Genomic DNA, 18938 nt, shown 5'->3' with positions numbered 1-18938 from the left:
AGCGTCAATGTTGGACTTGGAGACATATCATGGGTGGTATCAGTATTTGGCAGTTGTTGATCATCGCAGTCATAGTCGTGCTGCTGTTCGGTACCAAGAAGCTGCGCGGGATCGGCGGCGATCTGGGTGCGGCCGTCAAGGGTTTCAAGAAGGCGTTGTCTGATGAGCCGACCGATGGCAAACCCGAGCAGAAAGATGCCGAGTTTCCTCCCAAGCAGCTGAACGAAGCGGCCAATAGTGCCGAGACCGCCAAGCAGAAAGATAAAGATCAGGCCTAAGCCATGTTCGATATCGGTTTCTGGGAGCTGGTTGTCATCGGTGTCGTCGCCCTGGTGGTGCTCGGTCCCGAGCGGCTGCCCGTGGCGATCCGTACCGCCAGCCACTGGATCAGGCTGATCCGCAGCACTGCCAACTCGGTCAAGTCCGAGTTGGAGCAGGAGCTCAAGTTGCAGGATCTGCACAACGACCTGAAGAAGGCCGAACAGTTGCAGATGAACAACCTGAGCCCCGAGTTGCAGGAGTCTATCGAGCAGCTGAAAGCGGCCGCACAATCGGTGACCCGCCCTTACGAACAGCAAAACACCATCCGCCCCGCCCCGGCCGCTGCCGAGGTGCAGGAAGATACATCCGAGCAACCAGCCGTGACGGCGGCTCATGACGAGGAAACCGCCATGATCCCTGTCCAGGGTGCAGAGCTGCGTGTCGAGCAAGGGGAGGTGAAGCCATGAGTCAGGCCGAACAACCCCTGATCACCCATCTGGTCGAGCTGAGAACCCGCTTGCTGCGGTCCATCTCGGCCGTCCTGCTGGTGTTCATCGCGCTGATCTATTTTTCCAACAACATCTACGACTTCGTGGCCCAGCCGCTGCTCAGTCAGTTGCCGGCAGGCACCAGCATGATAGCGACGGATGTGGCGACCCCCTTCCTGACGCCGATCAAGCTGACCCTGGTGGTCTCCTTCTTCGTGGCGATCCCCTATCTGCTGTATCAGGCCTGGGCCTTCATCGCCCCCGGTCTGTACAAGCATGAGCGGCGTCTCATCATGCCGCTGGTCGTCTCCACTGCCGTGTTGTTCTACAGCGGCATGGCGTTTGCCTACTACGTGGTGTTCCCGCTGGTGTTCGGTTTCTTCACCAGTACCGCGCCCGCCGGGGTGACGGTGGCGACCGACATCGCCAGCTATCTGGACTTCGTGCTCACCCTGTTCTTCGCGTTCGGGGTAGCGTTCGAGATCCCGGTGGCCACCATACTGCTGTGCTGGACCGGAGTGACCACCCCCAAGAGTCTGAGGGAGAAGCGCCCTTACGTCATCGTCGGGGTCTTCGTGGTCGGCATGTTGCTGACTCCGCCCGATGTCTTCTCCCAGACCCTGCTCGCCATCCCCATGTGGGCCTTGTGGGAGATAGGTCTGTTCTTCGCCCGTTTCTACGTGAAGGAAGAGGAGCAACAGGAACAAACGGAAGAGGGGAGCTGAGGCTCCCTTCCTCTTTTCATGCCCTCGTTCGAGGCGTATGGTGATGCCCCATTGAGTAGATGGTTTTCAAATACCTGATATGTATTCCTTTTGTTCGGAACGTCTCATCCCATGATCGACATTGGTCTCAACCTCACCAGCAGCCAGTTTGCCGGTGAACAGCCAGCACTGGTGGCCCGCGCCCGCGCCGCCGGGGTCGAGGCGCTGATCCTGACCGGCACCGATCTGGTCGGTAGCCACGAAAGCGCTGACTTGGCTGCGCTGTGGCCGGGTTACTGCTTCTCCACCGCGGGTGTGCATCCCCACGATGCCAAGAGCGTCGATGAGCAGACCCTGCCCGCATTGCGTGCGCTGGCGGCCTTGCCGCAGGTGGTGGCCATCGGCGAGTGCGGCCTCGACTACAACCGGGACTTCTCCCCCCGTCCGGTGCAGGATGCGGTATTCGACGCCCAGCTGGCGCTGGCCGCCGAGCTAGGGATGCCGGTGTTTCTGCACTGTCGCGATGCGCACGCCCGTTTTGTCGAGATCCTGCGTCCCTGGCTGCCCAGGCTGCCGGGGGCCGTGCTGCACTGCTTCACCGGCTCCGACGAGGAGCTGGACGAGTGTCTGGCGCTCGGGCTGCATATAGGGGTGACCGGCTGGCTCTGTGACGAGCGCCGCGGTCAGCTGCTGCGGGAACAGGTGGCCCGCATTCCGGCCGGCCGGCTGATGATAGAGACGGATGCCCCTTATCTGGTGCCGCGAGATCTGAAGCCCAGACCAAAACGCAACGAACCCGCTTTTTTGCCGCACATCGCCCAGGTGGTGGCGGCCTGCCGTGGTGAAGCGCCCGAGGCCTTGCTGGCCCACACCCGGGCCACCTCCGCCGCGTTCTTCCAACTTCCTCTTTTGGAGTGATTCATGGCTACAACACTTCCTGGCGCCTTTCCGGGTCGCCGCCTGCGCCGGGTGCGCAAACATGATTTCAGCCGTCGTCTGGTGCGCGAGAACGTACTGACCGCCAACGATCTCATCTATCCCGTGTTCGTGCTGGAGGGGGAGAACCGCCGTGAGGCCGTCACCTCCATGCCGGGGGTGGATCGTCTCTCCATCGATCTGTTGCTGGCGGAAGCCGCAGAGCTGGTCGCCCTCGGCGTGCCCGCCATCGCCCTGTTCCCGGTCACCCCGCTTCAGAGCAAGAGCCTGCTGGCGGAAGAGGCTTACAGCCCGGACGGTCTGGCCCAGCGGGCGACCCGCGCCCTCAAGGCCCGCTTCCCCGAGCTGGGTGTCATCACGGACGTGGCGCTCGACCCCTTTACCACCCACGGTCAGGACGGCATCATCGACGATGAAGGCTATGTGCTGAACGACATCACCACGGAAATCCTGGTGAAGCAGGCGCTCTCCCACGCCGCCGCCGGGGTCGATATAGTGGCGCCGTCCGACATGATGGATGGCCGCATCGGCGCCATCCGTGCCGCACTGGAGGAGAACGGCTTTATCAACACCCAGATCATGGCCTACTCCGCCAAGTACGCCTCCTGCTACTACGGCCCGTTCCGCGATGCGGTCGGCTCTGCCGGCAACCTCGGCAAGAGCAACAAGGCCACCTACCAGATGGATCCGGCCAACAGCAACGAAGCCCTGCACGAGGTGGCGCTGGATATTCAGGAAGGGGCCGACAGCGTCATGGTCAAGCCGGGTATGCCCTATCTGGACGTGATCCGCCAGGTCAAGGATCAGTTCGGCGTGCCGACCTTCGCCTATCAGGTGAGCGGCGAGTACGCCATGCACATGGCGGCGATCCAGAACGGCTGGCTGAAGGAGAAGGAGAGCATCATGGAGTCCCTGCTCTGCTTCAAGCGAGCCGGTGCCGACGGCATCCTCACCTACTTCGCCAAGCGGGTGGCGCAGTGGCTGAAGGAAGACGCCAGACGCTGATGCCCGCCTTGCACTTTCGCTTACAATGCCGACCCCCGGGTCGGCATTGTCGTCTCTGGCCGCCTTGTCGCTGATTTAATGAGCAAGTTTTCGCGAAAAGTGGGCAACTGGCCCGCCTCTCGGCGGCAAAGGCTTGATTAATGAGGTTTCTGCCTACATCTTAGATGGTCCAAGCAGGCTTCTGGACGGCAGGGGCTGTAGAGAATTTAGAGGTACCGCAGGATGAACAACCCTTTGCTGACAATGGACTCGCTGCCCCCTTTCAGCCAGATCCAGCCCGACCAGGTGCAAGCTGCCGTGACGCAGGCCATCGCCGATTGCAAACAGAAGATCAGCGATGTGCTGGCCCAGCGTGACCCCCATACCTGGGATAGCCTTATCGCGCCGCTGGAAGAGGTGAATGACCGCCTGGCGCGAGTCTGGTCACCGGTCAGCCATCTCAACTCCGTGCTCAACAGCGAAGCGCTGCGCGCGGCCCACGATGCCTGCCTGCCGCTGTTGTCCGAGTTCCAGACCTATGTCGGTCAGCATGAGGGCCTCTATCAGGCCTATCGCGAGCTGGCCGAGAGCGATGACTTCCCGCTGCTGAGCGGTGCCCAGCGCAAGGAGATCCAGAATACCCTGCGCGACTTCCGGCTGTCCGGTATCGGTCTGCCCGCCGAGGCGCAGCAGCGCTACGGCGAGATCCAGGCCCGTCTCTCCGAGCTGGCCTCCCGCTTCAGCAACAACGTGCTGGATGCGACTCAGGGCTGGACCAGACTGGTGACCAACGAGGCCGACCTGACCGGCCTGCCACAGAGCGCGCAGGCCGCCGCCCGCCAGCTGGCGGAGCAGAAGGGTCAGCAGGGCTGGCTGTTCACTCTGGATATTCCCTCCTACCTGCCGGTGATGATGTATGCCGACAACCGCGCGCTGCGCGCCGAACTGTATGAGGCCTTCACCACCCGCGCCTCGGATCAGGGCCCGAACGCCGGCAAGTGGGACAACTCCGCCATCATGACCGAGCTGCTCTCCCTGCGCCGCGAACTGGCCCTGCTGCTGGGTTTTGGCAACTATGCCGAGTTGTCGCTCGCCACCAAGATGGCGGACAAGACGGAGCAGGTAGTGGGCTTCCTCTCGGATCTCGCGGCCAAATCCCTGCCACAGGGCAAGGCCGAGCTGGAGGAGATCCGCACCTTCGCCGCCGAGCAGCATGGCCAGAGCGAACTGGCGGCCTGGGATCTGCCCTATTACGCCGAGAAGCTCAAGCAGCACAAGTTCTCCATCTCCGACGAGCAACTGCGCCCCTACTTCCCCGCCAACAAGGTGGTGAAGGGCCTGTTCGAGGTGGTTAGACGGGTGTTTGGCATCAAGGTGCGCGAGCGCCTCGGCATCGACACCTGGCACCCTGATGTGCGCTTCTACGACATCTTCGATGCCGAGGACGAGCTGCGCGGCAGCTTCTACCTCGACCTCTATGCCCGCGAGCACAAGCAGGGCGGGGCCTGGATGGACGTCTGCCTGGGTCGTCGCTACCGTCAGGATGGCTCGCTGCAAAAGCCGGTGGCCTATCTGACCTGCAACTTCAACGGCCCTGTGGATGGCAAACCGGCTCTGTTCACCCACAACGAGGTGGTGACCCTGTTCCACGAGTTCGGCCACGGCATTCACCACATGCTGACCCGGATCGACGTGGCCGGTGTCGCCGGCATCAACGGCGTAGCCTGGGATGCGGTGGAGCTGCCGAGCCAGTTCCTGGAGAACTGGTGCTGGGAGTCCGAGGCGCTGGCCTTCATCTCCGGTCATCATGAAACCGGCGAGCCGCTGCCTGCCGATCTGCTGGAGAAGATGCTGACCGCTCGCAATTTCCAGGCCGCCATGCAGATGCTGCGTCAGCTGGAGTTCGCCCTGTTCGACTTCCGTCTGCACCAGGAGTTTGACCCGGCCAAGCCGGATCAGATCCCGGCCCTGCTGACCGAGGTGCGCAGCCAGGTGGCCGTGATGACGCCGCCCGCGTTCAACCGCTTCCAGCACAGCTTCTCCCACATCTTCGCCGGCGGTTATGCGGCGGGTTACTACAGCTACAAGTGGGCTGAGGTGCTCTCCGCCGATGCCTTCTCCCGCTTCGAGGAGGAGGGGATCTTCAACCCGGCCACCGGCCAATCCTTCCTGAAGAACATTCTGGAGAAGGGGGGCTCCAAGGAACCGATGGAGCTGTTCCGTGCCTTCCGTGGCCGCGAACCCAGGGTCGATGCTCTGCTACGCCATAGCGGGATTGCCGCCTGATGTTCCGTACCTGCGGTGGCCGCGAGCCCAAGGTGGACGCCCTGCTACGCCACAGCGGGATTGCCGCCGTGAGCTTCAAGCAGGTACACTTTTGCGACATAGTGGGATCCTTGCGTGATTTTTGAGATAAAAAGGGACCTTTTGGTCCCTTTTCTCAAGGCTTTTTAATATCTTGCGGAGTGCATGTTTGCACTGTTCCCGCCTCTTCAGTAGAGTCGGGTTCTACCTTCCAAGGAGAGAAAGAACCTTGCCATGAGGCGAGCACTCGAGTCTGTCTATCAAATCATCTCAAGTCTGTCTCATTCGAGTGGTCAGGGATATTTCGATACCTTTGTGAGTGAAATCGCAGCAGCGGTCAGGGCCGACTTCGTCCTGATTTCAGGTAGGGATCAAGCGGGGCTGTTTTTCAAGGTGCACGCCGCCCATCCCGCATCTCTCGACACCACCAACTTCAGTTTTCCGGTTAGCGCCAGCCCGGGGGAAGTCACCCTGCAAGAGGGGGAGGCCTGGTTCAGCGATCGCGTCCAGCAGCTGTTTCCCCATGCCGCCGTGTTGAAGGTCTGGCATATTCAGGCCTATGCCGGTGTGGCCCTCAAGAATGCCCAGGGCGAGACCATAGGCATCTGCAGCGTGCTGTTCAAACAGCCGCTCGCCAACATGGACAAGGTGATGGGCTTGTTGCGGCTGCTGGCACCGCTGGCGGGCCGCGAGCTGGCGCTGATGTGCCAGTCGTTGCCGGTGCAGAGCCAGCCCGAGTATCACCACTTCCTGCACACCATGATGTCCCACGCCCCCGTGGGGATTGGCAAGCTGGATCTGGATGGCAGGATCCTCTGGACCAACCCGGCTATCGAGAAGATGCTGGGCTACAGCCAGAAGGAGCTGCAGCACCGCACCGCCGCCGAGATCAACCATCCGGAAGACTGGCTGCGCAGCGTCTCCTGTTACGCTGAGCTCAAGCGCGGTGAGCGTACCGCCTTCACCCAGGAGAAGCGCTACCTGCATCGGGATGGTCAGGTGCTGTGGGGGCGAGTCACAGTCACCCTGGTGCGGGATGAGCAGCTGCAGCCCGACTACCTGATGGTGGTGCTGGAAAATATCGATCCCCTCAAGCGCCATGCCGAGCAGCTCAAGCTCTCCCACCGGGTCTATGACAACCTCTCCGAAGCCATTCTGGTGTGCGATGCCGACAGCCGCATCATCTCGGTCAACCCGGCGTTCGAGCAGATCACGGGCTACAGCGAGACCGAGGTGTGCGGTCAGCGCCCCAGCCTGCTCAAGTCCGGGCTGCACGATCAGGCCTTCTACGCCGACATGTATCACGCGCTGGAGCGGGTAGGGATTTGGCGTGGCGAGGTGTGGAACAAGCGCAAGAACGGCAAGCTCTACCCCCAGCAGCTGATGATCAGCACCCTGCGGGAAGGGGGCAGGATCAGCCAGTACATCGCCATCTTCAGCGATCTCTCCCAGACCAAGCTGGCGGAGCAGAAGATCGCCGCCCAGGCCAACTACGACAATCTCACCGGCCTGCCCAATCGCTGGCTGTTCGGTCGCTGCCTCAGCCGCTTCTGCGAGCGGGGCGAGCGCTTCGCGCTCATGGTGCTGGATCTCAACAACTTCAAGGCGGTCAACAACAGCATGGATCACCACGCCGGTGACGCCTTGCTGCGGGAGGTATCGGATCGGCTGGTGAGCCGGGTGCGCACCGAGGATCTGGTGGCCCGCATCGGCGGCGACGAGTTCGCCTTCCTGGTGCCCGGCATAGTCAACCGCCGCCAGGCCGAGGTGTTCGCCAAGCAGGTGATAGGCGGCTTCGCCCGTCCCTTCATGCTGGCCAATCAGCACCTCTATGTGACGGCCACCATAGGCATCACCCTCTGCCCAGGGGATGGCGTCGAGAGCGACGAGCTGCTGCGCAACGCCGAACAGGCGCTGTTTGCCGCCAAGCGACAGGGGCGCCTGCTCGGTACCTACTGCGCCTCCATGCGCGAAGAGGTGCGCCAGCGTCACCAGATGCAGCAGGATCTGGCGGAGGCCATCAAGCTGGAGCAGCTGACCATGGCCTATCAGCCGATCTGGGACAACCGCAGCGGCCGGGTGGCCAAGCTGGAGGCGCTGGTGCGCTGGTATCACCCGCACTGGGGCCAGGTGTCACCGGCGGACTTCATTCCGCTGGCGGAGGAGGCAGGGCTCATCCAGGGGCTGGGGGCGCTGGTGCTGTGGCAGTCCTGCCGGGATCTGGCGCGGCTGCAGCAATCCGGCTTCCCGGATCTGCAGATGTCGATCAACCGCTCCACCCTGGAGTTCCAGACCATAGATCCGGAGGCGAGCGAGTGGCTCAAGGTGATCCACCACTTCGGGCTCGACCCCTGCGACATCGTCATCGAGATCACCGAATCCCTGCTGATGGAGACCAGCGATCAGCACAGGGTGCGGATCGATGCCCTGCGCGAGGCGGGCTGCAAGCTGGCCATCGACGACTTCGGCACCGGCTATTCGGCCCTCAACTACCTGCGCAACTTCCCGGTGGATCTGGTCAAGATTGACCGCGCCTTCGTGCGCCACATCCCGTTCAACGAACAGGACAGGCTGCTGCTCGACGGCATCATCAACATAGTGCACAACCTCGGCATGCAGGTGGTGATCGAGGGGGTGGAGACGCGTGAGCAGCTCAACTTCCTCTGCCAGAAGGGGTGTGCCTTCACCCAGGGCTTCCTGCTCAGCCGCCCGCTGGCGTATGACGACCTGATCGAATACCTGCAGCTCAACGACAAGAGCATGTTCCTGCAGATTAGCTAGCGGGCGATCACTCCGCCGGTTTCAGCTTGTCCTGCCTGCCTTTCAGTGTCCGATAGTCTTCGCCGAGATAACGCAGGTAGATGCGATCCAGCACACCCTCCTCCAGCATCTGCTGCAGTGCCTTGCTGTATGCGGGCAGCAGCGCGGTCCTTTGCTCGCCAAAGCAGAGGTAGAGCGGGGTCGAGTCGATGAAGGGGGAGAGCGCGCGGATCGGCACGTCCTGCTCCTTCGACAAGATGGGGGCCGAGAAGTAATCCAGAATGATCATGTCGACCCGGCTCTTTTCGAGCAGCAACAGCAGCTGTTTGTCCGAGTGCGCCTTGATCGGCACCCAGCCATCATAGCGCTTGATCTTCTCCGTGTAGTCATAGCCCCTCACCATGCCGACCTTCATCCCCCTGGCCATCTCCCATGAGAAGTTGTGCAGGGGGCTGTCGGTGCGCACATAGGCGGCCAGGGGATAAAAAGCGGTCGCGAGATCGGGGTGATGACAACCGGGCAGCGGGGCATTGTCGAGAATGCCGTCGGCGAGCCGGGTGCTGACATACTGCTCGCAGCGCCCCCATGGCAGTTCGATCAGGCTGAGCTTCATCCCCAGACGCCGGGCGACCTCCTGATGGATCTCGATGGAAATCCCCTCGGTCAGGCGCCCCTGCTCCGCATAGGAAAAGGGGGGCCAGTCCACCCCGCATACCTTCAGGTCTGTGCCGCTCTGGGCGGCGAGTAGCAAGGCGATGAGCAGGTGCATGGGGTTTCCTCCCTACAGCGATGGAAAGGGGCTGTGGTACACTCCCTTCACTGAACTTAGAACGCCTCCAAAGACCATGCAAATCCTCCTCGAAGACCCCGCCAAGGCCGCGCTGGCGCAAGCGCTGGCCAGCAAGCTTGACCAGACCGACTACCCCCAGTTCGCCCTGGTGTTTACGCCCGAGCGGCTGGAGCTGCGCAAGCTGGATGAGCCCAAGCTGGGGGCCGTCTACGTGGACTTCGTGGAAGGAGCTGTGGCCCATCGCCGCAAGTTTGGCGGCGGACGGGGCCAGTCCATCGCCAAGGCGGTCGGGCTCAAGGCCGGGGCGACCCCGACCGTGGTGGATGCCACCGCCGGGCTGGGCCGCGACGCCTTCGTGCTGGCCTCCCTCGGCTGCAAGGTGACCCTGATCGAGCGCAGCCCCGTGGTGGCGGCCCTGCTGCAGGATGGGCTGATGCGGGCGGCGCAGGATCCCGAGATAGGCCCCTGGGTCAGCGAGCGGATGCGGCTGCTGCAAGGGCCGGCGGTGGACAACCTGCTGGCGTTGACCGAGCGGCCCGAGGTCGTCTATCTCGACCCCATGTTCCCCCACAAGCAGAAGTCGGCGCTGGTGAAGAAGGAGATGCGGGTGTTCCAGTCGTTGGTGGGGCCGGATCTCGATGCGGATGCCCTGTTGCCGGCGGCCCTCAAGATGGCGGACAAGCGGGTGGTGGTGAAGCGGCCCGACTACGCGGGCTGGCTCAATGAGCACAAACCCAGCATGGCCATCGAAACCAAGAGCAACCGCTTCGATGTCTACGTGATGGCGGCGCTGGCAGCGAGTTGACTGCCGGCCTGAGTCGCGGGATGAAAAAAGGAGGGCTAACAAGGTGTTGGCCCTCTTTTTTAGGTTTGGCGTTTAGGTGGCGGAGGCGAAGCGGATCAGCTTCTCTTCCCCCTGCCAGACCAGGCTCAGGCTAGCCAGCTCGGCCAGGCTGAGCCGCTCGCCACTCTCCAGCAGCAGGTACTCGACGCCCTCGCTGGCTGTTATGGTGCGGATCTTGTCATCCCACTGACGACCATCGCGGCTGGTGAGCGTGACGGATAACTGCCAGCTGGCGGCGATCTCGAGCCAGTCGTAGAGGTCACAGCTGATGGGCTGGTAATCTGCCATGCGTGTCTTGCCTCTCGCTACTGGAAGTTGATGCTGGTGGCGGGGGCCACCACCGCCTGACCCTTCAGCACCTGCTCCAGTTGCAGCGGATCGCCTGCCAGCTCGGGATCATCCTCGTTGCCATTGCAGATCAGGGCCAGATCGTAATTGCCGAGGTCAACAAAGCCCAGCTCGTAGCCAAAGCCACCCGCGGTCAAGGGCTGCACGGGGGCGCTGGCGTAGAAGCCGTTGTCGCTGTCGGCCATGTCAGGGTAGTTGTCATCGTTTCTCGGCTGATAGAGATAGACGAAGGCCTTGTCGGTCAGCTGACCGCCGCAGGCACCGCTCGCCACAGTGCCCTTGACGGTCGCGACCTGGGTATTGTTCACCAGCCGTACCCCTCTGGGCTTGAGCTTGTAATACTGCTCGTGGCCCGGCAACACCATGGCGTGGCGCAGGTCGAACTCAGTGGTGAAGGCGCTGAGGCCGTTGGCGGCTATGGTGAAGGCGTCCAGTTTGAGCTCGCTGCTGGGCACCTCCAGCGGTTTGATCACCCCATCATCCTGTTTGACGTAGGAGTAGGGGGTGCCACCCAGAAACTGGTTGCTGACCTCCCGTCCATCCAGTACCCGCAGCCGCATCTGGCTGTAGTCACCGGGTACCACGCTCTGGCTGGCCAGCAGGGGACGGCTGGTGGAGCCCTGATATTGCAGCAGATCTATGTAGGTGAACAGGGGATGTCCCGCGCTGTCGAGGGGAATTGTCTCCCCCGTCGGCGTGCAACCGTCGTCCTGGGCCGAGGTCAGGAAGCTGGCGGTTGTCCAGCCCAGCTCGGTGCCTGTCACTGGGTGAATACTGATGTTGGATACGGCGATGCAGACCTTGCTGACCGCATCCACGGGGGCATCGGAGAAGGCCAGCGACAGCTGGGCATTCTGCTGGCTGTTGTTGTCACCGCCGCCACCACCACAGGCAGTCAGCAGGGCGGTCAGGCCTATCAGAGTCAAAGGTTTCATGGCGTCCATTCCTGTTTGAGAGACGATCCTACTCTAGCCGAGATGGAGAAACTGGGTGGAATGCAAGACGATCAGGAGGGGCGTGATCGGGCTGAAAAGCCAATGAAATCAAAGGCAAGTCTTGAATGAAACCATGTTTGGCTGCGAAAGGGATTGTCGGAACGGGTGAGGCGGGGTGAAAAGGGGAGCTGATTGGGCGCGGGTCCAATCAGGCTTCCAGCAAGCGGGTGGGCCAGCCCAGCTTCTGCTGGCGTTCCACTTCGAGTCGCAATTCGCTGGCGCGCAGGTAGTGCTCATCCAGCCAGCCCTTGGGCAGGGTCAGGGTCAGCGCCTCTTCATCGGCCTGCAGGGTGAAGCTGGGGACAGTACCCTGGGTGCGGCGCATGCAGAGGATCAGCGAGATGCGCAGAATGCGGGCCAGCCGGATCGCCTGACGACCGGTGACGGCGCCCTGTTTCTCCAGGGTTTCCAGCTTTAATTCGTCCCGCTGGTTGAACAGCAGGGCCGACAACAGCTTCTTTTGCGCAGGGGTGAAGCCCGGCATGTCGATGTTGTCTATGATGTAGGCGGCGTGTTGCGGCGCCTTCTTGTACTCGATGCAGAGGCCAATCTCGTGCAGCAGAGCCGCATAACGCAGGATGGGGCGACCGTAACGTTTCGAGAGGCGCCAGCTCGGCTGCAGCTGGGTGAAGGCCTCGATGGCTGTGTCGCGCACCCGCTCGGCATGCTCCTTGTCCAGCTGATAACGGCTGATCAGGCTGTCGGCGGTGCGATCCCGGGCATCACAGTCGTGATTGTTGCCGAGCAGACCGTAGATCAGTCCTTCCCGCAAGGCGCCGCCCGCCAGGGTCATGCTCTCGATGCCGAGAGTCTCGAAGATGGCGATCAGGATGGCGAGGCCGGAGGGGAACACGGTCAGCCGTTCGGCCGCCAGCCCTTCCAGCTGCAGCCGGTCCAGCCTGCCACAGGCGATGGCCTGACCCATCAGCTCCTGCAGTTTCGGCAGTGTGACCCGCTCGCTCTTCCCTTGCGCCAGCATGATCTCCTGCAGCGCCTGCACCGTGCCGGAAGCGCCGACACAGGTGCGCCAGCCCAAGGTGCGGTAATCTTCCGCCACCTTCTCCAGCACTGCCTTGGCGGCCGCGATGGCCTGCCCGAAGCGGGCTTCACTCAGCTCGCCATCACCGAAGTGGTTGTTGAGCCAGGTGACGCAGCCCATGTGCAGGCTGTTGAGCAGTTTCGCTTCGCTGTGCTCGCCGATCACCAGCTCTGTGCTGGCGCCGCCTATGTCGATCACCAGCCGGTTGCCTTCCCCGGCAGAGGTCCAGGAGACCCCCTCGTAGATGGTCTTGGCCTCTTCCTCGCCCGAGATGATCTCTATGCTGTGGTTGAGCACCCGTTCCGCTTCGCTGAGGAACTCGTCGACATTGGTGGCAAGGCGCAAGGTGGCTGTGCCCACCACCCGGATGTTGTCGGCCGGAATGTCCTGCAACTGCTCGGAGAACAGGCGCAGACAGTCCCAGCCCCGCTCCATGGCGGCACGGCTGAGACGAAATTCCGGATCGAGCCCGGCGGCGAGGCGAACCTTGCGCTTGACCTTGGTGACGGTGCGCAGCGCACCGGCGACCTCGCGCACCACCAGCATATGAAAGCTGTTGGAGCCGAGGTCGATGGCGGCATAGAGCGGCGAGTTGTACAACTGTGCCTGTCCTTCAGCTCTTGCGCGGCGGACGACGACGGTTGTTGCTGTTGCCACCGCCCTGGCGATCCCGCATGTTGCGGTTCACCGGCTGACGGTTGCGAACGACCCGTTTCGGTGCGGTCACGTCATCCAGCAGCGCCTCGCGATCATACTTGCTGACCGGGATCGGGTGGTGGATGTACTCCTCGATGGCCGGCAGGTTGAAGGCATAGTCTTCACAGGCCAGGCTGATGGAGTGACCGCTCTTGCCGGCACGACCGGTACGACCGATACGGTGTACATAGTCCTCGGCGTCGTCGGGCAGGTCGTAGTTGAAGACGTGGGTCACGTCCGGGATGTGCAGACCACGGGCGGCCACGTCGGTGGCGACCAGGATGTCCAGCGTCCCCTTGGTGAAGTCTTCTAGGATTTTCATCCGCTTCTTCTGCGGCACGTCACCGGTCAGCAGACCGACGCGGTGGCCGTCATTCTCCAGCCACGCATGTACGTCTTCACAGACATGCTTGGTGTTGGCGAAGACGATGGCCTTTTCCGGCCACTCTTCTTCCATCAGGGAGAGCAACAGCAGCATCTTGTCTTCGTTGGAGGGGTAGAACAGCTCCTCCTTGATGCGCACGCCCGTCATCTGCTCAGGCTCCACCTGCACGTGTTCCGGGTGGTTCATGTGCTCGTAGGCCAGCTCCTGCACCCGCAGGGAGAGGGTGGCGGAGAACAGCATGCTCAGCCGCTCGGTCGGCGCCGGCATGCGGCGGAACAGGAAACGGATGTCCTTGATGAAGCCGAGATCGAACATGCGATCCGCTTCGTCCAGTACCACGACCTGGATGTTGCTCAGATCGATGACCTTGGACTTGAAGTAGTCGATGATGCGGCCCGTGGTGCCGATCAGGATGTCGACGCCCTGCTCCAGCACGGCCAGCTGCTTGTCGTAACCTTCGCCGCCGTAGGCGAGGCCAAGCTTGAGGCCGGTAGAGGCGGCTATGCTGTCGGCATCGTTGTAGATCTGTACTGCCAGTTCCCGGGTGGGTGCCATTATGATGGCTCTGGGTTGGTTAACCAGACGGGGATTGGTCAGCGGGTGGGTCAGCAAATAGTTGAATGTCGCGGCCAGGAAGGCAATGGTCTTGCCGGTTCCTGTCTGGGCCTGACCGGCGAGGTCATGGCCTTCTACCAGCAGTGGCAGAGACAGTGCCTGGATGGGCGTGCAATAGTGAAATCCCTTTGATTCCAGACCAGCCAGAACTTCGGGTTCGAGGCCCATTTGGGCGAATTTTTCGGTCGTTAAGTGTGTTTTGCTCATGGCGGTAGGTTATCAGGTTAGGCTTGCAATAATAAACAGGATCATTTCAAATAGGGCAACTATTGCCTTTGTTGATACGTCAATAAAGCCTTAATTACTGACTGGAGTTGGAGATGAGTGACAAGATTGTTCAGCTGAGCGATGCCAGCTTCGAGGCAGATGTAATCAAAGCCGATGGCGCCGTTCTGGTCGACTTCTGGGCCGAATGGTGTGGTCCGTGCAAGATGATTGCCCCGATCCTGAACGAAGTCGCCCAAGAGTATGCCGGTCGTGTGACTGTGGCGAAATTGAACATCGACCATAACGCCGACACTCCGCCCAAGTATGGCATTCGCGGTATTCCGACCCTCTTGCTGTTCAAGAATGGCGAAGTGGCAGCGACCAAGGTCGGTGCCCTGTCCAAGACTCAGCTGAAAGAGTTTCTGGACGGTAACCTGTAATAATCAAAAAGGAGCGCATTGCAATAATGCGCTCCTTGTGTTTTATCACCTAGACGCTCATCCCGATTGGTGCTAGTTTATCGTTCGTTTGCTAACCTTTTTGCCTGACTCTTTGCTTAACAACAGCCCGGCAAATCAAATCCGATCAGCATCAATCCAGCAGACTGTCTCCTCATTTCAATCCTTGCTTACAGACTTTCACCACTATGAATCTGACTGAATTAAAGAACACTCCTGTGTCCGAGCTGGTCAAGCTTGGCGAATCCATGGGGTTAGAAAATCTGGCTCGGGCGCACAAGAAAGATATTATTTTCGCGATCCTCAAGGCGCATGCCAAGGGTGGTGAGGATATCTTTGGCGACGGTGTGCTGGAAATCCTGACCGATGGTTTTGGCTTCCTGCGCAGTGCAGACGGCTCCTATCTGGCAGGCCCGGACGATATCTATGTCTCCCCGAGCCAGATCCGCCGCTTCAACTTGCGTACCGGCGATACCATCTCCGGCAAGATCCGGCCACCGAAAGAGGGCGAACGTTATTTCGCGCTGCTCAAGGTCAACGAGGTCAACTACGACCGTCCGGAAAACGCCCGCAACAAGATCCTGTTCGAAAACCTGACCCCCCTGCATGCCAACGAGCGTCTGCGCATGGAACGGGGCAATGGTTCGACCGAAGATATCACGGCCCGTGTGCTGGACCTGGCTTCCCCCATCGGCAAGGGCCAGCGCGGCCTGATCGTGGCACCGCCCAAGGCCGGTAAGACAATGCTGCTGCAGAACATCGCCCAGAGCATCGCCTACAACCACCCGGACTGTGAACTGATCGTCCTGCTGATCGACGAGCGTCCGGAAGAAGTGACCGAGATGCAGCGCATGGTGAAGGGTGAAGTAATAGCTTCCACCTTCGACGAGCCGGCATCCCGTCACGTTCAGGTCGCCGAGATGGTGATCGAGAAGGCCAAGCGCCTGGTCGAGCACAAAAAGGACGTGGTGATCTTGCTGGACTCCATCACCCGTCTGGCCCGTGCCTACAACACCGTCATACCCTCATCCGGCAAGGTACTGACCGGTGGTGTGGACGCCAACGCCCTGCACAGACCCAAGCGTTTCTTCGGCGCCGCGCGTAATGTTGAGGAAGGCGGTAGCCTGACCATCATAGCGACCGCGCTGGTTGATACCGGTTCCAAGATGGACGAGGTTATCTACGAAGAGTTCAAGGGTACCGGCAACATGGAACTGCACCTCTCGCGCAAGATTGCCGAGAAGCGCGTCTACCCGGCCATCGACATCACCCGCTCCGGCACCCGGAAGGAAGAGTTGCTGACTACCGGTGACGAGCTGCAGAAGATGTGGATCCTGCGCAAGATCATTCACCCCATGGGGGAGATCGACAGCATAGAGTTCCTGATCGACAAGTTGGCTGCCACCAAGACCAACGACGAATTCTTTGACTCCATGCGGCGTCAACAGAAGTAATCCGGTCGGAGAATGACGAAACCGCGGCTCAGGTCGCGGTTTTTGTTTATCTATTTTCCGGTCGCTTGAGTAGTATGAAACCTCGATGTCACAAGGACAGGGACGTCATGAAGCTGGTACTCCTGATATGGCTCGGTTGGCTGATGGGCATGCCGGTACATGCTGCCCCCTCGGTGGCCAAGTCCGAGCTGGTCGCCGATGAAGGGCTGCAAGGCCATCTCGACTATCTGGGCAGTCGTCTGCAGCAGGGGCAGTTTGCCGCCATGGATTCGCTGCTGGACTCGCTGGCCGTGGGCCAGCGGGAATACCTGCTGTGCCGGTTGCTGGCCACCCTGGATGCCAGCCCCAGAGCGAGTTCCCCCGAACTGCTGGCCTGGGTGCGCGCCCAGTCGGTCAAGGCGCCCCGCTGGCTGGTGGAGAAGGAGGTGGACGGTTTTCTGATCCAGCAGCCCGCTTATGATTTTGCCGCCGCGGCGCGGTTGGTACTGAGCCGCTGGCAGCAACAGGCCTGGCAGGACAACTACCGCCAGTTGCTGGAACAGAACAGCTTTGAATTCAAACGGATCTACAACAGCCGCAACCCGGACCTGGCCCAGCAGCAGCAGGCGTTGCTGGCGGTACTCGAGCGGCAGCCGCTCTTTGTCTTGCAGCGCGAGGCGCGCAAGCTGGCCGCCATGAGCATCTTCCTGCCCGACAACCAGCTGCTGCGACAGCTGCTCGAGCGCACCGGCGACAGCGCCCTCTATCAGAAGTTGTGGCACCAGCCGGTGGATCACGACAGCGTTGCCGCCCTTCGGAGCGTGGCCCGTTTTCACCAGGGTCAGGCGGCGAGCGACCTGCTGATCGCCGCCAGCCGCAACGGCCGCCTGAAACTGCCCGCTCTGCAACAACTCAGCCAGCTCTCACCCCTGCCCGACACGGCGCAGCAGTTCCTATTGGCCGAGCTCGGTAATCGTCAGTACAGCGGTCAGGTGGCAAGTCTGCTGTTGCAGATGGATGAACCCAGGCTGCTGGCTCAGCTCGCCGATCGGCTCACCCGGCAGGAAAAGCGCCATGCAAGTCCTGTGATGCTGCCCGATACGGGTACACCCGTCGCCCCGCCAGGGTTATAATGCGGCATCGCCTGAACACAGGGTACCTGCATGAAATACAAGGATTTGCGTGATTTCATCGCGCAGCTGGAACAAAACGGACAACTCAAGCGCATCACCCGCGAGATAGATCCCTATCTGGAAATGACGGAGATCAGCGATCGCACCCTGCGTGCGGGTGGCCCGGCCCTGCTGTTCGAAAATCCCAAAGGTTACCGCATGCCGGTGCTGACCAACCTGTTCGGCACCCCGGATCGGGTCGCCATGGGCATGGGCCAGCCCAACGTCGGTGCCCTGCGCCAGGTCGGGGTCTGGCTCTCCTATCTGAAGGAGCCCGAGCCGCCGCGCGGCCTCAAGGAGCTGATGGAGAAGCTGCCCATCTTCAAGCAGGTGCTCAACATGCCGACCAAGCGGCTCTCCTCCGCCCCTTGCCAGCAGGTGGTGCTGGAAGGGGAGGCGGTCGATCTGGACCAGGTCCCGATCCAGCACTGCTGGCCCGGCGATGTGGCGCCTCTGGTCACCTGGGGCCTCACCATCACCCGCGGTCCCTACAAGAAGCGGCAGAACCTCGGCATCTACCGTCAGCAGAAGATCGGCAAGAACAAGCTGATCATGCGCTGGCTGGATCACCGCGGCGGTGCCATCGATTTTCGCGAGTGGCAGGAAGCCCATCCGGGCGAGCGCTTCCCCGTGGTGGTGGCGCTGGGTGCTGATCCTGCGACCATACTCGGCGCTGTGACGCCTGTGCCTGACTCCCTCTCCGAATATGCGTTTGCCGGTCTGCTGCGCGGCAGCCGCACCGAGGTGGTGAAGGCGCTGAGCTGTGAGCTTGAGGTGCCCGCCAGCGCTGAAATCGTGCTGGAAGGCTATCTGGAGCCGGGGGAGATGGCTCCCGAAGGGCCTTATGGGGATCACACCGGCTACTACAACGAGGTGGACGAGTTCCCTGTGTTCACCATCACCCACATGACCATGCGTCGCGATGCCATCTACCACAGCACCTACACGGGCCGGCCGCCCGATGAGCCGGCGGTGCTGGGGGTGGCATTGAACGAGGTGTTCGTGCCGCTGCTGCAGAAGCAGTTCCCCGAAATTGTGGACTTCTACCTGCCGCCGGAAGGCTGCTCCTACCGGATGGCGGTGGTGACCATCAAGAAGCGTTACCCAGGCCATGCCAAGCGGGTGATGCTGGGGGTCTGGTCCTTCCTGCGCCAGTTCATGTACACCAAGTTCGTGATCGTCTGCGACGACGACATCAACGCCCGCGACTGGAAGGATGTGATCTGGGCCATCACCACCCGGATGGACCCGGCCCGGGATACCACCCTGATCGAACACACCCCGATCGACTATCTGGACTTCGCCTCGCCCGTCTCCGGCCTTGGCTCCAAGATGGGGCTGGATGCCACCAACAAGTGGCCGGGGGAGACCAACCGCGAGTGGGGGCAACCCATCGTCCAGGACGAGGCGGTGAAGCAGAAGGTGGATGCCATCTGGGATGAGCTGGCTATTCTCGGCTAGGCCCGGCTGCCTGGGATTTATATCACTCGGGCCGGGTCGAACATGCCCGGCCAGCCGG

At 61.6% G+C, this 18938-nt stretch carries 18 protein-coding genes; 13 read left to right on the top strand and 5 right to left on the bottom strand.

The features are described from left to right. The first annotated feature begins 29 nt into the window (after positions 1-29). The 8 genes from tatA to IU367_RS21670 all read left to right on the top strand — a co-directional run bounded on the left by tatA (position 30) and on the right by IU367_RS21670 (position 8458). Complete coding sequence (gene tatA / locus IU367_RS21705) at positions 30-278, top strand: Sec-independent protein translocase subunit TatA (RefSeq protein WP_043135785.1); 249 nt, start codon at positions 30-32, stop codon at positions 276-278. A 3-nt stretch (positions 279-281) separates the two neighbouring features. Continuing rightward, complete coding sequence (gene tatB, locus IU367_RS21700; RefSeq protein WP_098981278.1) at positions 282-728, top strand: Sec-independent protein translocase protein TatB; 447 nt, start codon at positions 282-284, stop codon at positions 726-728. Beyond that, positions 725-1474: a twin-arginine translocase subunit TatC gene (tatC, locus tag IU367_RS21695; RefSeq protein ID WP_042867359.1), complete on the top strand. Its 750-nt coding sequence runs from the start codon at positions 725-727 to the stop codon at positions 1472-1474. The genes tatB and tatC overlap by 4 nt, the downstream gene beginning before the upstream one ends. Positions 1475-1585: 111 nt before the next feature. Beyond that, positions 1586-2371: a TatD family hydrolase gene (locus tag IU367_RS21690; protein ID WP_274453080.1), complete on the top strand. Its 786-nt coding sequence runs from the start codon at positions 1586-1588 to the stop codon at positions 2369-2371. Between the two features lie 3 nt (positions 2372-2374). Beyond that, the gene (gene hemB, locus IU367_RS21685; RefSeq protein WP_274453079.1) at positions 2375-3394 is read left to right on the top strand and encodes a porphobilinogen synthase; all 1020 of its coding nucleotides are present in this window, start codon (positions 2375-2377) and stop codon (positions 3392-3394) included. A 222-nt stretch (positions 3395-3616) separates the two neighbouring features. After that, positions 3617-5659, top strand: a complete 2043-nt coding sequence (gene prlC, locus IU367_RS21680; RefSeq protein ID WP_274453078.1) for an oligopeptidase A — start codon at positions 3617-3619, stop codon at positions 5657-5659. Further along, on the top strand, positions 5659-5784 hold the full coding sequence (locus IU367_RS21675) for a hypothetical protein (protein WP_274453077.1): 126 nt from the start codon (positions 5659-5661) through the stop codon (positions 5782-5784). The genes prlC and IU367_RS21675 overlap by 1 nt, the downstream gene beginning before the upstream one ends. 127 nt (positions 5785-5911) lie before the next feature. Then, complete coding sequence (locus IU367_RS21670; RefSeq protein WP_274453076.1) at positions 5912-8458, top strand: putative bifunctional diguanylate cyclase/phosphodiesterase; 2547 nt, start codon at positions 5912-5914, stop codon at positions 8456-8458. A 7-nt stretch (positions 8459-8465) separates the two neighbouring features. Here the strand turns inward: IU367_RS21670 and IU367_RS21665 are convergent, their stop codons facing one another. Continuing rightward, positions 8466-9206, bottom strand: coding sequence for a substrate-binding periplasmic protein (locus IU367_RS21665; protein WP_274453074.1), 741 nt, complete (start codon positions 9204-9206; stop codon positions 8466-8468). Between the two features lie 76 nt (positions 9207-9282). On the opposite strand from IU367_RS21665, the gene IU367_RS21660 reads away from it, so the two are divergent. Then, positions 9283-10032 carry a class I SAM-dependent methyltransferase gene (locus IU367_RS21660; RefSeq protein WP_274453073.1) on the top strand — a complete coding sequence of 250 codons (750 nt, stop codon included), beginning with the start codon at positions 9283-9285 and terminating at the stop codon, positions 10030-10032. Between the two features lie 72 nt (positions 10033-10104). Here the strand turns inward: IU367_RS21660 and IU367_RS21655 are convergent, their stop codons facing one another. The 4 genes from IU367_RS21655 to rhlB form a co-directional block, all read right to left on the bottom strand. After that, entirely contained in the window at positions 10105-10359 is a 255-nt protein-coding gene (locus tag IU367_RS21655; protein WP_274453072.1) for a Rho-binding antiterminator, read from the bottom strand. Between the two features lie 17 nt (positions 10360-10376). Further along, positions 10377-11354: a DUF4382 domain-containing protein gene (locus IU367_RS21650; RefSeq protein ID WP_274453071.1), complete on the bottom strand. Its 978-nt coding sequence runs from the start codon at positions 11352-11354 to the stop codon at positions 10377-10379. Positions 11355-11562: 208 nt separating this feature from the next. Next, on the bottom strand, positions 11563-13053 hold the full coding sequence (gene gppA / locus IU367_RS21645; protein WP_043135795.1) for a guanosine-5'-triphosphate,3'-diphosphate diphosphatase: 1491 nt from the start codon (positions 13051-13053) through the stop codon (positions 11563-11565). 13 nt (positions 13054-13066) lie between these two features. Further along, on the bottom strand, positions 13067-14356 hold the full coding sequence (gene rhlB / locus IU367_RS21640; RefSeq protein ID WP_042867371.1) for an ATP-dependent RNA helicase RhlB: 1290 nt from the start codon (positions 14354-14356) through the stop codon (positions 13067-13069). Between the two features lie 113 nt (positions 14357-14469). Between rhlB and trxA the strand changes: the two genes are divergently transcribed. The 4 genes from trxA (at position 14470) to ubiD (ending at position 18880) form a co-directional block, all read left to right on the top strand. After that, positions 14470-14796 (top strand): thioredoxin TrxA, encoded by a 327-nt coding sequence (gene trxA, locus IU367_RS21635; protein ID WP_005307306.1) that lies wholly within the window; start codon positions 14470-14472, stop codon positions 14794-14796. 206 nt (positions 14797-15002) lie between these two features. Continuing rightward, complete coding sequence (gene rho, locus IU367_RS21630; protein WP_042036072.1) at positions 15003-16268, top strand: transcription termination factor Rho; 1266 nt, start codon at positions 15003-15005, stop codon at positions 16266-16268. A gap of 107 nt (positions 16269-16375) precedes the next feature. Then, complete coding sequence (locus IU367_RS21625; protein ID WP_274453070.1) at positions 16376-17380, top strand: hypothetical protein; 1005 nt, start codon at positions 16376-16378, stop codon at positions 17378-17380. Positions 17381-17410: 30 nt separating this feature from the next. Continuing rightward, positions 17411-18880 carry a 4-hydroxy-3-polyprenylbenzoate decarboxylase gene (gene ubiD / locus IU367_RS21620; RefSeq protein WP_274453069.1) on the top strand — a complete coding sequence of 490 codons (1470 nt, stop codon included), beginning with the start codon at positions 17411-17413 and terminating at the stop codon, positions 18878-18880. The last annotated feature ends 58 nt before the right edge of the window (positions 18881-18938 follow it).

The organism is Aeromonas bestiarum (assembly GCF_028751155.1).
In the GTDB taxonomy this organism is placed as follows: Bacteria; Pseudomonadota; Gammaproteobacteria; order Enterobacterales; family Aeromonadaceae; genus Aeromonas; species Aeromonas bestiarum.
The sequence above is the reverse complement of the archived record's forward strand: the minus strand, read 5'-3'. Positions and strand labels throughout refer to the sequence as shown.